14 protein-coding genes are annotated in these 14,660 nt (G+C 46.9%); 3 read left to right on the top strand and 11 right to left on the bottom strand.

The genetic code is table 11. The features are described 5' to 3' along the window. Positions 1 to 14: 14 nt before the first annotated feature. From KAI36_RS08970 to hemE, 5 genes are all read right to left on the bottom strand, one after another. The gene (locus tag KAI36_RS08970) at positions 15 to 785 is read right to left on the bottom strand and encodes a glycerophosphodiester phosphodiesterase (RefSeq protein ID WP_220027542.1); all 771 of its coding nucleotides are present in this window, start codon (positions 783 to 785) and stop codon (positions 15 to 17) included. 82 nt (positions 786 to 867) lie between these two features. Then, the gene (locus KAI36_RS08965) at positions 868 to 2,346 is read right to left on the bottom strand and encodes a CapA family protein (protein ID WP_220027541.1); all 1,479 of its coding nucleotides are present in this window, start codon (positions 2,344 to 2,346) and stop codon (positions 868 to 870) included. 137 nt (positions 2,347 to 2,483) lie between these two features. Continuing rightward, entirely contained in the window at positions 2,484 to 3,929 is a 1,446-nt protein-coding gene (hemG, locus tag KAI36_RS08960; protein WP_220027540.1) for a protoporphyrinogen oxidase, read from the bottom strand. A gap of 7 nt (positions 3,930 to 3,936) precedes the next feature. Next, on the bottom strand, positions 3,937 to 4,878 hold the full coding sequence (gene hemH / locus KAI36_RS08955; protein ID WP_220027539.1) for a ferrochelatase: 942 nt from the start codon (positions 4,876 to 4,878) through the stop codon (positions 3,937 to 3,939). A gap of 7 nt (positions 4,879 to 4,885) precedes the next feature. Beyond that, positions 4,886 to 5,956, bottom strand: a complete 1,071-nt coding sequence (gene hemE / locus KAI36_RS08950) for a uroporphyrinogen decarboxylase (RefSeq protein WP_023987997.1) — start codon at positions 5,954 to 5,956, stop codon at positions 4,886 to 4,888. Between the two features lie 233 nt (positions 5,957 to 6,189). On the opposite strand from hemE, the gene KAI36_RS08945 reads away from it, so the two are divergent. Further along, positions 6,190 to 7,410 carry an MFS transporter gene (locus tag KAI36_RS08945; protein WP_013309691.1) on the top strand — a complete coding sequence of 407 codons (1,221 nt, stop codon included), beginning with the start codon at positions 6,190 to 6,192 and terminating at the stop codon, positions 7,408 to 7,410. A 108-nt stretch (positions 7,411 to 7,518) separates the two neighbouring features. Here KAI36_RS08945 and KAI36_RS08940 read toward each other — a convergent pair whose 3' ends face one another. Continuing rightward, entirely contained in the window at positions 7,519 to 8,163 is a 645-nt protein-coding gene (locus tag KAI36_RS08940) for an O-methyltransferase (protein ID WP_023987995.1), read from the bottom strand. A 157-nt stretch (positions 8,164 to 8,320) separates the two neighbouring features. Here KAI36_RS08940 and KAI36_RS08935 point away from each other — a divergent pair, with 157 nt between their 5' ends. Both KAI36_RS08935 and KAI36_RS08930 read left to right on the top strand, forming a co-directional pair. Beyond that, positions 8,321 to 9,481 carry a THUMP domain-containing class I SAM-dependent RNA methyltransferase gene (locus KAI36_RS08935; RefSeq protein WP_220027538.1) on the top strand — a complete coding sequence of 387 codons (1,161 nt, stop codon included), beginning with the start codon at positions 8,321 to 8,323 and terminating at the stop codon, positions 9,479 to 9,481. Positions 9,482 to 9,669: 188 nt separating this feature from the next. Continuing rightward, entirely contained in the window at positions 9,670 to 11,652 is a 1,983-nt protein-coding gene (locus KAI36_RS08930; protein WP_220027537.1) for an LTA synthase family protein, read from the top strand. A gap of 173 nt (positions 11,653 to 11,825) precedes the next feature. Here the strand turns inward: KAI36_RS08930 and KAI36_RS08925 are convergent, their stop codons facing one another. The 5 genes from KAI36_RS08925 to KAI36_RS08905 form a co-directional block, all read right to left on the bottom strand. Beyond that, positions 11,826 to 12,095, bottom strand: a complete 270-nt coding sequence (locus KAI36_RS08925) for a hypothetical protein (protein ID WP_023987992.1) — start codon at positions 12,093 to 12,095, stop codon at positions 11,826 to 11,828. A gap of 95 nt (positions 12,096 to 12,190) precedes the next feature. Beyond that, a complete protein-coding gene (locus KAI36_RS08920) occupies positions 12,191 to 12,412 on the bottom strand; it encodes a YuzB family protein (protein WP_007429791.1) in 222 nt (73 codons plus the stop codon). Positions 12,413 to 12,435: 23 nt separating this feature from the next. Then, positions 12,436 to 12,738 (bottom strand): iron-sulfur cluster assembly accessory protein, encoded by a 303-nt coding sequence (locus tag KAI36_RS08915; RefSeq protein WP_013309686.1) that lies wholly within the window; start codon positions 12,736 to 12,738, stop codon positions 12,436 to 12,438. Positions 12,739 to 12,999: 261 nt separating this feature from the next. Beyond that, positions 13,000 to 13,266, bottom strand: a complete 267-nt coding sequence (locus KAI36_RS08910) for a hypothetical protein (RefSeq protein WP_023987991.1) — start codon at positions 13,264 to 13,266, stop codon at positions 13,000 to 13,002. A gap of 137 nt (positions 13,267 to 13,403) precedes the next feature. Beyond that, positions 13,404 to 14,624: a M14 family metallopeptidase gene (locus tag KAI36_RS08905; protein WP_220027536.1), complete on the bottom strand. Its 1,221-nt coding sequence runs from the start codon at positions 14,622 to 14,624 to the stop codon at positions 13,404 to 13,406. Positions 14,625 to 14,660 lie beyond the last annotated feature (36 nt).

The raw sequence follows: 14,660 nt of genomic DNA, 5'->3' as shown, positions 1-14,660 counted from the left end.
TGTAGTCCAATTGATTAACGAATAAGTTTACGTATATAGTGCCACATCCGGTGCTTGGAAAGCAAAAAAACCTGCTCCCAGCGATCCGGCCAATTGGTGCAAATCATCAATTCAGGATGCAATGAGGACAATTTCCGCATTATACGGCGGTCATCCACCGTCCACGCCATGACAGTAATACCGCGTCCAGTGAGATCTTTCATCAGGTTTCGATCCAAACGCGGATAGCCCATGGATAAAAAAGTGCATTGTAGCTGCTCCAGTTGCTTTGCCAAATCATCTGGACGTGCGTCGATAATCAATCCGGTACGGATCTCAAGAGACAGCTCCTTAGCCCGGCGTAATGCGGCACGCTCAAAAGAGGTTAATACCACCTCTTCCTCCATCCCTCTTATCACAATTTCACGGAGTACGGCTTTCTCCAGTCCCGGATACATATCTCCCGCTGTTTTAAGCTCAATATTGAGTGATACGCGGCCACGACATAAATCCAGTACCTGTGCAAGGGAAGGGATCATTTCTCCACGGTATTCTGCACTTTTCCAGCTACCAGCATCAAGTTGTTGCAATGCTTTCCAGTCTGAATCCTTTACTTTCCCTGTACCATTCGTCGTTCGCTCCAGCGTAAAATCATGAATTACCACCGGAACACCGTCCTTTGACAGCTGTACATCCAGCTCAACCCAGTGTACAAACGGCTGCTCCAACGCAAGCTTAAAGGCTGCCATCGTGTTCTCGGGAGCAATCCCCGAAAAACCGCGGTGAGCCACGCACAAATGATTCATCTTGTTATGACCTCCATCCACAAAGGAGTCCCTCATACGATCATTCCGTCAATTTCCATATAAAAAGTTTCTTTTCGAACTTCTATTGAGCGCTTACTGTACCATCCGTCCCTATCGAGACATTTCCCGGTGACAGTGCCGCCACTCTCTGCAAAATTTTGCTGGCCTCCGTATCCTTCAATGGGATCGGTTGACCCAGCTCCGCCCGGTAAGGGGTCAGCTTCATTTCGCAAGCCCCTTTTCGGGTACAGGTTGCCTGAAATATCGCTGTATCCCAAGTGGCTGGCACCGTTGATTTAGAAAAAATAAAATTGCCTGTGCTGTATGCGATCCATTTACCTTTATATTGCTCCATCCCTTGAAGCACATGTGGATGACCGCCAATGACAAGATCAGCTCCAGCATCAATAAAAGCGTGCGATAACTCGGTCTGATGGGGCTCAAGTGCAGTAGCGCGCTCCTTCCCCCAATGGGCAATGACAATCACCAGATCGGCCTGCATTCGTGCCTCACGGATGGACTTTACGATAGCGGTCGAATCATAGGCTCCTGCTACACCGGGCAGTTTGGCGCCCGCATTCCAGTTGGCTTCAGGCATGACACGTGTAGTCCCTAATAACGCAATTTTGATCCCTTTACGTTCAAAATAATGCGGCGCATACGCTTCTTTTGCATTACGTCCGGCTCCAGCATGGGCAATACCTTTTTCATCCAGATATTTCAGTGTATCCAGTAATCCGCCTGTGCCCTGATCCAAAATGTGATTGTTGGCCAAATTGACAGCATCTATCCCTGCCGCAGCCAACGCAGTTAACGCCTTGGGCGAAGATTTATACACATACGTTTTATTTAACGCACCCACACCATTCGTTGTCACGGGCGTTTCCAGATTGGCAATCGTCAGATCGTCTTTATGAAACAAGTTTCCGAGATATTGATACGGAAAATCAAACCCATTCTGTTCCAATCGCTGCTCAACTTTACCGGAAAATTGCACATCCCCTACAAAGCGAAGCGTGACTGTCGGAGAATCTGCACCGTCTGTTTTGGATTTTTTTACATCCTCCGTTCCTCCCTTATCGGCGGATGGATTACCGTCGTATACATCCTTGGACGTTTCGTTCCCTGCCTGCCCGTCTTTCCCCGAGGATAATTTTGCTCCTGAAGAGCTGCCTTCGGGAGCATTTGTGTCAGACGTTGCCGCGGGACGATGGCTTGTGTCTGAAGCAGCAGATTGCTTCGTTTCATCGTCAGCAAATTGCTTATCTGCATGGGGGCCTTCGTCCAGCTGTTTATTTGACGAGTCTGTAACATTTTCACTGACCGAGGGAGTAGGTCGCTCTTCACTAGCAGATTCCGTTTGGATTTTCTTCTCCGTTTGCGAATACCCTGCATTTTCCGCAAGAGATCCACTGTTGTCGTGTTCAAATATGTAATAATAACCGAAAAGACCTACGATCATAAGCAGCAGGACCAGATTCGTAATGATCCAAGCCTTGCCTATTTTTGGTTTTCTTGCTTTCTTGCGACCTTCATTTCTCTGTGATCTGGGAGGGTACATTCTTCACTCCTTCTATGCTATTGCATATGCATAACTTCATTATTAGCTGGCGAATTTTACACCTTCTCCATTATATATCAAATTTCAATATAAATAGAACCCCTCGCCTGCATCGCGAAGGGTTCATCATTGAACATTTACACCTGTACCTTGACCGCTTCCTGCTGTGTCGTTTGGACGGCATGGGAGGCCCATTCCTTAGCCTGACGGATGCAATCCGGCAAACCAATCGCATCATAGCCAGCACCCAACACATACACTCCCGGCATGGCAGTGCGTAAATCTTCCCGCAAATCAGCTATAGCCTGCGGGTGCCCTACCGGATATTGCGGCATGGAATTGCGAAGACGTGTAATTTCCGTGAACAACGGAGTTGCTGTAACTCCCATCATCTCTTTCAAATCCTTACGTACCAGTGCAATCAGCTCATCATCCGGTAACTCTACAGTTTCTTCAGCTCCTGCTCGCCCTACGTAACAGCGCAACAGCACCTTATCATCCGGGCTAGTATGTAGCCACTTGGCAGACGTCCATGTACAAGCGGTCACGCTGCGTCCTTCTTTGCGAGGGACCAGAAAACCAGAACCGTCAAAGACATTCTCAATATCTGTTTTATCGAAGGCCATGACCACGTTTGCTACGGAGACGTAATTAACGGCTTCCAGTGCAGCCACATTGACATGATCTCGCAATAGCGGCGCAGCAGCAAAGTTGGGAGTCGTTACAAAAATATCATCTGCCTCTAGCGTCTCTCCATTGTCCAGCATAACGCGATATGGGCTGTCTCCACTATCCGTTGTCTTTGCGAATTCTGTAACAGCAATTCCGGTGCGTAAATCACAGTCATACAAATCATTCAGCAACGCATGCACCAAACTTTGCAAGCCTTGACGGAAGGTCAAAAAGGCGCTTTTTTTCGTACCCGTATGTGTTTCAGCTGGTTTTCGGCCTGTCATCATCCCGTGAATGAGGCTTCCGTATTGTTGCTCTACCTCAGCAAATTGTGGGAAGGTCGCCTGCAAACTTAGTGTCTTCATGTTGGCAGCATAAATCCCCGCCAGCAGTGGCTCGGTTACATTTTCCAGCACTTCTTTGCCCAGTCGGCGTTCAATAAAATCACCCAATGCCTCATCTCCCGGTACACGGCGAGGCGGAATGACAAAATCCATCATAGCCCGTATTTTCCCGCCTAGAGAGATCAAGCCGCTGCGCAAAAAGGGTTTCAGCTCTGTTGGAATCCCCAGCACCAGCCCAGGAGGCATCGGATGAAGCTGTCCTTCATGCAAAATGTATGTCTTTTTAGCCTCAGGATTTGTGCTCACCAGCTCATGATCCAACTCCAGCTCTTTTGCCAGGTCTATCATGGCCGTTTTACGGATCAGAAAGGAATCTGGCCCCTTTTCAATTACAAAACCATCTTTATGCAGCGTTTCAATTTTCCCGCCCAGCACGGAAGCTTTCTCCACCAGCGTAATTCGAGGTGTATAGCCAGCTTCTTTGTACATTTTTCGTGTATAAAAAGCAGTGCTAAGACCGGTCAAGCCTCCGCCTACAATTACAATATTACGTAACTTTTGCTCCATTATGTCCTCATCCCTTTTTCCATTGGTCTATGATGACATCACTAAGTGTCTCCATATACAGTGGATCACTGTTGAGTGAATCAATACGCTGAAAACGCATATCCAATTCCTTCGCCAACGCCTGTGCTTCGATATCCAGATCGTATAACACCTCTAAGTGATCAGAAACAAAGCCAACTGGCGCAGCCAGCACATACTCCACTTGCTCCTCTTTAAGACTGTGCATGGTATCCAAAATGTCTGGCCCCAGCCATGGCTCTGCTGTACGACCGGCGCTTTGCCACGTAAACTGCCAGTTGGTAATTCCCACCTTGTCCGCAACAGCCTGCGATGTAGCCATTAATTGCTCAACATAAGGATCACCCATAGCCAAAATCCGTTCAGGCAAGCTGTGCGCACTAAACAGAACACGAACCTCATCCCGCTTGGCTCCAGCTTCTTCAAAAAGGGCCAGTTTGGCGTTTACACGTTCAGTCAGCGTCTTAATCAGCTTTGGATGAAGATAATAGCTCTCCACAAATGATATGGCCAGATCCAGTTCCTGTGCCTTAGCCTGTGCGCGCTTAATATAAGTGCCTACACTCATAACGGAATAATGTGGAGCCAGCACGACACCCACCGCTGCACGAATGCCATCTTGCACCATGGCTTCCACACCGTCCTCAATAAACGGTTTGGCATGTTTGAGTCCCTGATAACAGACAAATTCAATGTCAGGATTGCGATTTTCCCGATTTAAGGTTTCCTGCAGGTTTTGAACCTGCCGATCCGTATTCTGCCGCAACGGAAACACACCGCCCACAATAGCTTCATAACGATCCTTTAATTCCTTTAACTGCTCCGGCGAGGGAGCATTACCGCGACGAATATGTGTATAATAGGCTTCCACCTGATCCAGACTCTCCGGCGTCCCGTAGGACATGACCAGTACACCCACTTTGGTTTTCATTAGCAGATCACCTCTTAACATTTCTAATGTATTCATTTTTTGACAAAACCGAGCGGGAATACTCATGTACATAATTAGTAAGCTCTCTTAGCTTATCTAGCGAGGCCTCAGGAAATAAACCGTGACCGAGATTGAAAATGTAACCTGGCTCCAAGATGCCTTCATCTACAATGGTTTTCGCATACTGCTTGATAACATCGATTGGCGCAGTAAGCACATAAGGATCCAGATTTCCCTGTACACCAAAACCGTTCCCCAAGCGACGACGTCCTTCAGGTATACTTACCCGCCAGTCCAGTCCAATCACATCGGCTTTTAACCCATTCAAGTGTGGGAGCAATTCACCAGAGCTTACGCCCGGGAAATAAATTTTAGGTACATCCAGATCAGATAGTTCATGGAAAATACGTGTAATAGTCGGCAACACAAAAGTTTGAAAATCATAAGGCGAGAGCGCACCTACCCAACTATCAAACAATTGAAAAGCCTTACCGCCATTAGCGATATGGGCTCGCACGTATGTAATAACCATGTCCCCTAGCTTATCCATCAGGCGATGCCACAGCTCAGGCTCTCCATACATCATCGCTTTGGTGCGAATATATCCTTTGGAGGGTCTTCCTTCTATTAAATAGCTTGCAATAGTAAAAGGTGCTCCAGCGAACGTAATCAATGGCACGTTTAGTTCACGGTCCAAAATACGGATCGTTTCCAAAATATGACCCAAATCGCGTTCCACATCAATTGGACGCAACTTATCTACGTCTGCAGCTGACCGGATCGGATTATCAATAACCGGGCCAATATTTTTGACAATATCAAAATCAACCCCTAGCGAGGCTACCGGATTCATAATATCAGAATATAAAATTGCAGCGTCCACCCCAAGCTTGCGCACGGGCATCAAAGTCACTTCTGCGGCCAACTCGGGCTGGCGGCATATTTCAAGCAACGTGTATTTTTCTTTAATTTTGCGATACTCAGGGTCATACCTTCCAGCCTGCCGCATGTACCATACGGGAATATGATCCACAGCTTGCTTGCGGCAAGCGCGGATAAAAGTATCATTGTAGGTCATGACTTCAGCCTCCAGTTCGAATCATAAATACTATATTTTATTATGCCCTTTTTCAAGAGTCGTAACAACCGCAGCTCTCGAACAAACCATGACAAACCCATGACATTTGGATAAAGTTTCAATGAAGTGTGCTATACTAGAGAAATGGCTTTTTTAAAGCTCCGGAGAAGTTATGCTTTGATAAGTAGGATTTACAACAGGATGAGAATGGGCAGAAAGGAAGTGAAAGCACATTGAAAACGTGGGAGACGTGGAAAATCAATCTCATTGTGCTTTGGTTCGGTCAGTTTCTGGTCAATGCGGGTATTACGATGATTACTCCGTTCCTCGCCCTGTATCTGGCTCAGGACCTTCATGTGAAGGGAGAGCACGATATTGGTCTATGGGCCGGAGTTATTTTTGCCGCTAACTTTTTGACCTCATTTATGTTCCAGCCTTTGTGGGGCAAGCTGGCTGACCGATATGGACGTAAAGTCATGCTGCTTCGCTCAGGCTTTGGTATGGCTTTGGTCATCGGATGTATGGGTTTGGTCACCCACCCGTGGCAACTGCTGGCGCTTCGCCTGCTGAACGGTACGATTTCGGGTTTCAATCCGGCATCGATTTCCCTAGTGTCGGGTACCACTCCCAAAGAGCGAACCGGATTCGCTATGGGGATTATGCAATCCGGTCAGATGGCTGGCACGATTCTCGGCCCTCTGCTAGGCGGATTTTTGGCTGACTGGGTCGGATTCAGACCGATCTTCTATATTACAGGCGCTCTAATTTTTATAGCCTCGCTTATCGCAATGTTTCTGGTTAAAGAAAATTTCAGCAAAACGGAAGCTGCACGCATACCGCAAATTTCGGTTCTTGCCGGATTAAAGGAGCTAAGCCATACGCCCCAGCTTCCGGCTTTGTTCACCGTAACGTTTCTGCTCCAGTTTGCCATGATCAGTACGGTATCTCTGCTGCCGTTGTATGTGCAAAAGCTGTATGGATCGGCAGAAGGAATTGCGCTGATTGCCGGATTCGTTACGGCTATTACAGGCGTATCCAATATGGTTGCTGCACCGCTCCTTGGAAGATTGAGTGACAAGATAGGGGCGCACAAGATCTTGACCATTGCACTGCTCGGAACGGCGGTTATGCTCATTCCACAGGCTTTTGTCAATGAAGTATGGCAACTTGTCATTATCCGTTTTTTCATGGGTGTATTTATGGGCGGTCTGCTACCAAGCGTAAATGCGTTGATTCGCACGTATACACCGGAAGGAATGGAAAGCCGTTCTTTCGGCTTCAATACCAGTTCGCTAGCGCTCGGAAATATGCTGGGTGCTGTCATTGGCGGGGTGCTATCCGGGTTTATCGGCATCGAAGGACTGTTTATCATGTCAGGTGTCCTGTTAATCGTCAACATATTCTGGGTACGCATGAAGCTTTTTGATCGTAAGGCTACACCTGATTTTAGGTAAGATAACCTCCAGGTAAGACAAGCCTGCCTTAACAGATAAGAACCTCTTGTCCACGCCGCCGTGGACAAGAGGTTCTTTTTTTGTATAGCCATACATAGGGAGTAAACGCTATTTAACTCGAGCTAGCGCCAATCCATCGTACGCTGGCAAAAGCGTGCTGACCAGCCGCGGATCTGTTGCTATCGTTTCGTTAAAACGTCTCACGGCCTGGACGGCAGGGCCGTTCTTATCCGTATTCAGCGTCCGTCCGCGAAGGAAACAGTTGTCTCCCGCAATAATGGCACCCGGATTCGCCAGAGCAATCGCATATTCCAGATACACTGGGTAATTTTCCTTATCTGCATCAATAAAGAAAAAATCGAAAGTTCTTCCCTCTTCCTGAAGTTCCTTCAAGCTATCCGCTGCGGGTCCGATACGGTATTCGACACGGTCACCGTAGCCGTTGTTTTCCATATGTCGATGTGCCAGCGCTGCGTACGCTTCTTTCAGCTCAAGTGACACAATGCGGCCCTTTTCTCCTAGCCCACGGGCCAGACATAATCCACTGTAGCCGCCTAATGCGCCGATTTCCAGTACATGCTGTGCGCCAGATACTTCAATTAGAAAGGTCAACAGTTTTCCGTAAGGATGAGCAACGGATACTTCTGGCATACCTTCTTTAACGATAGCCTCCCTAATACTGCGCAGTGCTTCATCTTCTTGTACCAGCTGGTCTACATATTGTTCAGGCGTCATATTTGGTGTAATTTCCACGGTTCATCTCTCCTTCTTGCTTAATCATAGCGCAGGTTGGACGTGGTGTCCTTCGTAAATTTTTTACCTTAATGATTTGTCTCTTCGAGTACAATGACCTATACTATAGGGATTGAACCAAGCTTACATGATTATGGGGACGGAGTGAATACGTTTAATGACTCAACTGCAACTAATTGCAACTGCGCCAATGGGACTTGAAGCCGTCGTGGCCCGGGAACTCAGAGAACTCGGATACGAAGATCTGACCGTTGAAAATGGCCGCGTCGTTTTTACCGGAGATTATATGGATATATGCCGGTGTAACCTGTGGCTTCGCACATCAGACCGCGTGCTTATAAAAATGGGTGAATTTGCTGCAACTACCTTCGACGAGCTGTTCGAGGGTACCAAAGCATTGCCTTGGCAGGATTGGATTCCTGTAGATGGTGAATTTCCCGTAGAGGGACGTTCGCACAAATCACAGCTTAGTAGCGTACCAGCCAGTCAGGGAATCGTCAAGAAGGCGATTGTAGAGAAGCTCAAGGAAACCTACCACACAGATTGGTTTGCTGAAGATGGCCCTCGTTACGTCATTGAGGTTATTCTATTGAATGATCGTGCGTTGCTGACACTTGATACGACCGGTCCAGGACTGCACAAACGCGGCTACCGTAAGCTCGTTACAGAGGCGCCTCTCAAAGAAACAATGGCTTCTGCTCTTATTCAGCTTAGTCGCTGGAGCCCTGACCGACCATTCTATGACCCATGCTGCGGTTCCGGTACTTTGTTGGTCGAAGCTGCCATGCAAGCCTGGAACATTGCGCCAGGCCTGAGACGTACCTTTAACTCGGAAGACTGGCCTGTCATTGGCAGAGAATTATGGGATCAGGCTCGCGACGAAGCGATGGATTTGACCCGCGATGACATTCCTTTTGAGATTGCAGGTAGCGATATCGATCCAAATGCCATACAAGTTGCTGAGGCAGCTGTAAAAGCAGCAGGCTTTGCTAAAGACATCCCTCTTAAGATAATGCCTGTAACTAAAGTCAGACTCGAAGGACAATATGGTGTGATGATTACAAACCCACCTTATGGCGAGAGACTGAGCGAGCAATCCGAGGTGGAAAAGCTGATCCGTTCACTCGCACGCACGGCAGCCGAGATGAAGACTTGGTCCTTCTTTGCCATCAGCTCCACCAAGCAATTTGAGCATTATTGGGGCCGTAAAGCAGACAAGCGCCGGAAGTTGTTTAACGGCCGGATCGAATGCCAATACTATCAGTATCTGGGCCCTCTGCCTCCGCGCCGCAAAGATACTTCGCCGTTGCAGCCTTAAATATGATGAAGTTTAGGCCAGGAAACGAACCCTCTGTTCGTTCTTCTGGCCTAATTTGTGCTGTATTTTCTTTACTTAATCATTGAAATGCGCGAGATGAGCGCTATAATAATTAAAGGCATTTCGGTTTTAACATTACGTTAATATATAGTTTATACTAGCCGAACATTTCTGCCGGAGGGGGTAAAGTGTTGGTTATTCGCACGTCCAGTGCAAGTCGCACTGGTAACACGTTCAGCAGAATGCTGCTGTCTCGATATTTTGGATTAGGTCTGTTTTTTGTACTTATGATCGGCAAGCTCGTACTGATTCACTATAACTTGCATGCCCAAAATATTGACATGAATCCGCTGGATTATGTCATCGCTATTGGTTCGCTTTTACTTGTGAGCTTCTGGACCTTATGGCTGCCACGTCGCGGACGTTTGATTGCTCTTGTGGTGCTCGATGTTTTGCTCACCGCGCTCATTTATTCCGACATGGTTTATTATCGGTATTTCCAGGATTTCATTACGATTCCCGTCTTACTTCAAGCCGGACAAGTTGATTCTCTGGGCGGAAGTATCGCATCCCTTATGTACTGGTGGGACCTTTTCTTTTTTGCAGACTGGATTCTATTCATTCCGTATGCCATATTTGTGGCTTCCTTACGACGTCGACTTACAACGAATGATACTTATTTAGAAGCTTCCCGAAGCTCGTTCACAAAGAGGTTCCTGCTTCGCTTCTCCAAAGGAGCATTGGCCTTCCTGATTGGCTATGTATTGACATTTGGGCCGATCAAATATTATACCTCCACGTGGGCAACTGGCATATTTGTCGGCAACTGGTGGTCGATGGCCTTGTACAACGTAACCGGATTGATCGGATTTCATGGATATGACATCTACCGTTATGGTCAGGATCATCTTGGTCCCCAGCCAACATTGGCTCAAGCAGAATCCGATAAGGATAAGGAATGGTTTAATCAGCACCAGAAGTTGCTTCAGGTTAAAAATGATCTATCTGGCAAGTATAAGGGCAAAAACGTGATGGTCATTCAAGCTGAAGCGTTCATGAACTTTTTTATCGGCAAACAGATCAACGGTCAAGCGATTACGCCTAACTTTGACAAACTGACGAAGGAAAGCATGTATTTTAATAATTATTTTCACCAGACTGCGCAGGGTCGTACTTCGGACGCGGACTTCTCTACACATGCTTCGCTGCATCCGCTCCCTACTGGCTCGGTATTTATCCGTTATGCGGACCATAAATTCGATACGTTACCTTCCATTTTGAAGGATACTGGGTATAGTCCCAATGCGTTTCACGTGTACGACAGCAGCTTCTGGAACCGCTACACCATGTATAAGGCAATGAACTATGACAAGTTCTACAGTAAAAAAGATTTTAAAATAGATGAGCCACTGGGTTGGTCCCTGGGAGATAAATCCTTTTTCCGTCAAACGCTCAATGATCTCACCACCGAAGTTAAGCAGCCGTTCTACGCCTATATGGTCGGTATCTCCAGCCATCATCCGTACAACCTGTCACCTGACGCGGTAGATTTGGACGTTGGCGAGTTTGAAGGTACCATGTTCGGAGACTATCTGAAATCTGTCCATTATGTAGATGAAGCACTGGGCGAATTGGTAGATCAGATGAAGAAAGACGGACTGTGGGATGATACGATCCTGATGTTTTATGGGGATCATGACAATTCTATTAAAGACAAAGCACTGTATGAGAAGTTTTTAGGCAAGCCACTTACGGATCTGGACATGCAGAAAATCATGAATCAGGTGCCATTGCTTGTGCATCTTCCTGACGGAAGTCAGGCGGGCACGTATACGGAACCGGCAGGTCAGTTGGATCTGACGCCTTCCGTAATGCACCTACTTGGGATTTCTACAAAACCATATCATTTTATGGGAAACGATCTGTTTAGCGGGAAGCCTCGTATGGTTGTACTGCGTACTGGTGCTTTCACAGATGGACGAGTGTACTACATTCCATCTGAGGACGGTACATTTTCCAAAGGGACCTGTTACAACCTGAGTACAGGCCAGCCTACAGATGTTAACGCCTGCGGACCGGGATATACCGAAGCTCTCAATCGGTTGAACATATCCGATCAGGTTATCACTTACGATCTTATTCGCGAATGGGAACCACAAACAAAGAAGTAACTCCTTCTTTATCTAATAGACTTTCTGTAGGAGGTTGCTAACATAGCATCCTCCCCGGACTCCTTGAAGGATGTTGATCGCATAACTGCCCTGTATATAACAAAAAAGCACGATCCATCAGCTTGTAAGTGCTGTGGATCGTGCTTTTTTATATGGATTGTCACTCGACTGCGCTAGGAACGCAACGTTTTTTTAGCTTGTTCAAGCCGTTGTACCTCTTCACCAAGCATGTCCTCCGCAACTTCTACTGAGTCGTCACCAAGGCTATCCTTTGCCTGCTGTATGGCATGTTCAGCATGAGTGCGAGATTGCTCCGCCTGCTCAATCAGTTGCTCAGCCGGATGTGACAATGCCTGAGAGACGGCATTGTGGAGCCTGTCCACCGAGTTTTGTGTTTGAGCCTCAACACTGTGATTGTCGAGATTAGAATCATATTGGGCCATGTGTCACTCCTCCTTCTGGGCAGTGGTCTACATCCATTAGCATGGATCAGAAGAAGGGGAACTATTCAAAAATTGCGAATGCTGGCGTACTGGAACTATTTGATAAAGCGCGCAGCCTTCTCCAATACTTCATCCTCTGTGGCCGCACTCACATAACGTCCGTTCACATATACAAACGCTCGTTTCCCACAAGGACCGCAATACGATTTGCAGCCGATTTTGATCTCGGCATCCGGTGCCATCTTTTGCAACTTGGGCAAGATCGTTTTCAAGCGGATATGATTGCATTCATCACATACGCGAATATCATTGGCCATCTGTCATCCCTCCGAGCTCCGGCTTAGTGGTCGCCGTGATTACCTTGGGAAGGGTTAGTAATGACAAATCCTTCTTCGGGGAAGTACAAGTAATCAATTTTTACACCATCCAGCAGCGGCTGGCCGTTTTCCAAAATTACGTCAATGCCTTTATCTGTAGATACGACAGTATCTGTTTCTTTAGGCGTGTCCAAATCCAGCCCGTAATGAGCATGATCTCCATGAGCATGAGTAATAACAACGCGCAGGCTCTTCCCTTGGTTCTCTTCCTTATCCAGTTCAAGTTTCAATACTTTAGCTGCGTTACGAGTGATTTTGCAGTTCATCAAACTTCATCTCCTTCATATTCATTAAATGAAATGTGGTTCATTGGATACATATCCACACCACACAACCTAGCGGGTAAAATCAACAACTCAAATAATTAGCCTCTATCCCAGAGGGAAAGAGGTACTATGGCAGCATAGCTGCGTCTGAAACATCATCATGAGCCAATAGATCACAATTATATTCAGCATAGCAAAAGGCAATATTCCTATTGTAAAGAAAATCGTGAAAAATCGCAATCACGAAATTCATAAGCTTATCTACCGAACACGCACATGCTGCTTTTCAAGCACATCTGGATATTTTCGTTCGGCACGGGTGACAAACCAATTCATAAGCAATAGAGTCACACCAATATCGTCGATGGGCATAAATGGCATGACATCAGGTAATACCCAATAGAGCAACACAGGCACCGCAAAGAGTAATTTTTCTCCCAGCGGAATCCTTGATGAAGTAATAAATCGGGGCATACGACGAAATACATGTGACCATTGACGGAGAGATAGTAATCTTTTCCACTTCATAGGTTGTTCACTCCATTTCCAATGCTCCTAAGTATATATACCCCATTGAAGGGACATGTAAAGAGGAACACTTATAAAAAAACGTGTTCCTCCTAATACGCGCAAATGATTCGATACGTTTCAGTAGGCCGAATTTTTCACCATGACAGCACTGTTGCCATTAACATGCCCACTTCTGCTGCAATATCATCGTAATCACGCATGGGCAGCGGATTTACACCTAGACCGACTTCAACGGTAAACCCTGGTTTACCAAATCGCTGTATAAACCAATCCTTGTACCCTGCATCGCTCCCACCCAGCTTTACCGCCCGGTACCCTGTTGCGGCAGCTAGCCGTAAGGCCCAATCTCGGCTCTCCTTAGGCTCTAGATCCCGATAATTCCAATAGATCTCCTGTCCCTGACTGTGTATGGATAACACCATGTCGAACTGTTCGCGCTCCGTCAGATCGGCAAGCGCCTTGGACTCTGGTTCAGACAAAGGTGCAGGTCCTGCATAGTCTCGTCGAGACGGACCTATTTTACCGCGTCTGCGTACCTCTTCTTCCCAATATGCCGGAAATTGATCGTTGAGATCGACACCACGAATATTGGCCTTCCAACCGCGATAATCAGCACGTCCTTCATTCCACTTTTTGAGGTCATGATACAACGGATGAGTTGGGAGTACACCTTGTTGCACCAGCTCTACTCCATCCGGGTTGACCATCGGAACCACCCATAGGGATGTATGCTCCAGCAAATCCTGCGGAGAACCTCCATACACCCATTGAGAGGTCCCTATATGTTCTTCAGTCCCATCGATCCCTTGTGCATATTGCTCTATAAAACGCAGCAAACAAGGCGTCGTCAGCCATTCATTAGCATGAACAGAAGCATTGGCATGAATTTTACGCGCTCCCTGCCCAATACGTACATAAGGAATATCCTTCCCCATGACACTGGTGCCAATGCTGCCAACTTCAATAAACGGATATCTGCGGGCCAAGGTCGCTAGGTCTTCCTTTAAATCTTCATATCCATACTCTCCACGTAATCGTACAATCTGATCCTGATGGTCTTCAGGAATAACAATTGTTTTTCCTTCCGTAAAATCATGCTCCGCAAGTCCTGGATTGGCTAGCCGTAACTCATCAAGCTCCACACCAAACTGCTTGGCAATCTGTCTTGCATACTCACCAGGCTGAATAACGTATTTACGATCCGTAGACGGACGAATATATAACACTTGACCACTAATCAGGTAGGGTTGCGTGGCGGCCCACGGATTATCTACGATCAAAGTATCCACCGATAGTTTAAAAGCCGAGGCGACCCGGTGCAATGTATCTCCTTTTTGAACGATATATTCCCTCATCTTACTACGCCCCTTCCATCTGCCTTACTGCATGTT

Origin of the sequence: Paenibacillus sp. S02, assembly GCF_019454065.1 — a bacterium.
Lineage (GTDB): Bacteria > Bacillota > Bacilli > Paenibacillales > Paenibacillaceae > Paenibacillus > Paenibacillus polymyxa_B.
This window is presented reverse-complemented; position numbering and strand designations above follow the sequence as displayed.

Coding starts and splice junctions, on each gene's coding strand:
- KAI36_RS08905 (WP_220027536.1), bottom strand. CDS start 14,624: ATGAGGGAATATATCGTTCAAAAAGGAGATACATTGCACCGGGTCGCC.
- KAI36_RS08965 (WP_220027541.1), bottom strand. CDS start 2,346: ATGTACCCTCCCAGATCACAGAGAAATGAAGGTCGCAAGAAAGCAAGA.
- KAI36_RS08915 (WP_013309686.1), bottom strand. CDS start 12,738: ATGAACTGCAAAATCACTCGTAACGCAGCTAAAGTATTGAAACTTGAA.
- hemG (WP_220027540.1), bottom strand. CDS start 3,929: ATGGAGCAAAAGTTACGTAATATTGTAATTGTAGGCGGAGGCTTGACC.
- KAI36_RS08935 (WP_220027538.1), top strand. CDS start 8,321: ATGACTCAACTGCAACTAATTGCAACTGCGCCAATGGGACTTGAAGCC.
- hemH (WP_220027539.1), bottom strand. CDS start 4,878: ATGAAAACCAAAGTGGGTGTACTGGTCATGTCCTACGGGACGCCGGAG.
- KAI36_RS08925 (WP_023987992.1), bottom strand. CDS start 12,095: ATGGCCCAATATGATTCTAATCTCGACAATCACAGTGTTGAGGCTCAA.
- KAI36_RS08910 (WP_023987991.1), bottom strand. CDS start 13,266: ATGAAGTGGAAAAGATTACTATCTCTCCGTCAATGGTCACATGTATTT.
- KAI36_RS08970 (WP_220027542.1), bottom strand. CDS start 785: ATGAATCATTTGTGCGTGGCTCACCGCGGTTTTTCGGGGATTGCTCCC.
- hemE (WP_023987997.1), bottom strand. CDS start 5,956: ATGACCTACAATGATACTTTTATCCGCGCTTGCCGCAAGCAAGCTGTG.
- KAI36_RS08920 (WP_007429791.1), bottom strand. CDS start 12,412: ATGGCCAATGATATTCGCGTATGTGATGAATGCAATCATATCCGCTTG.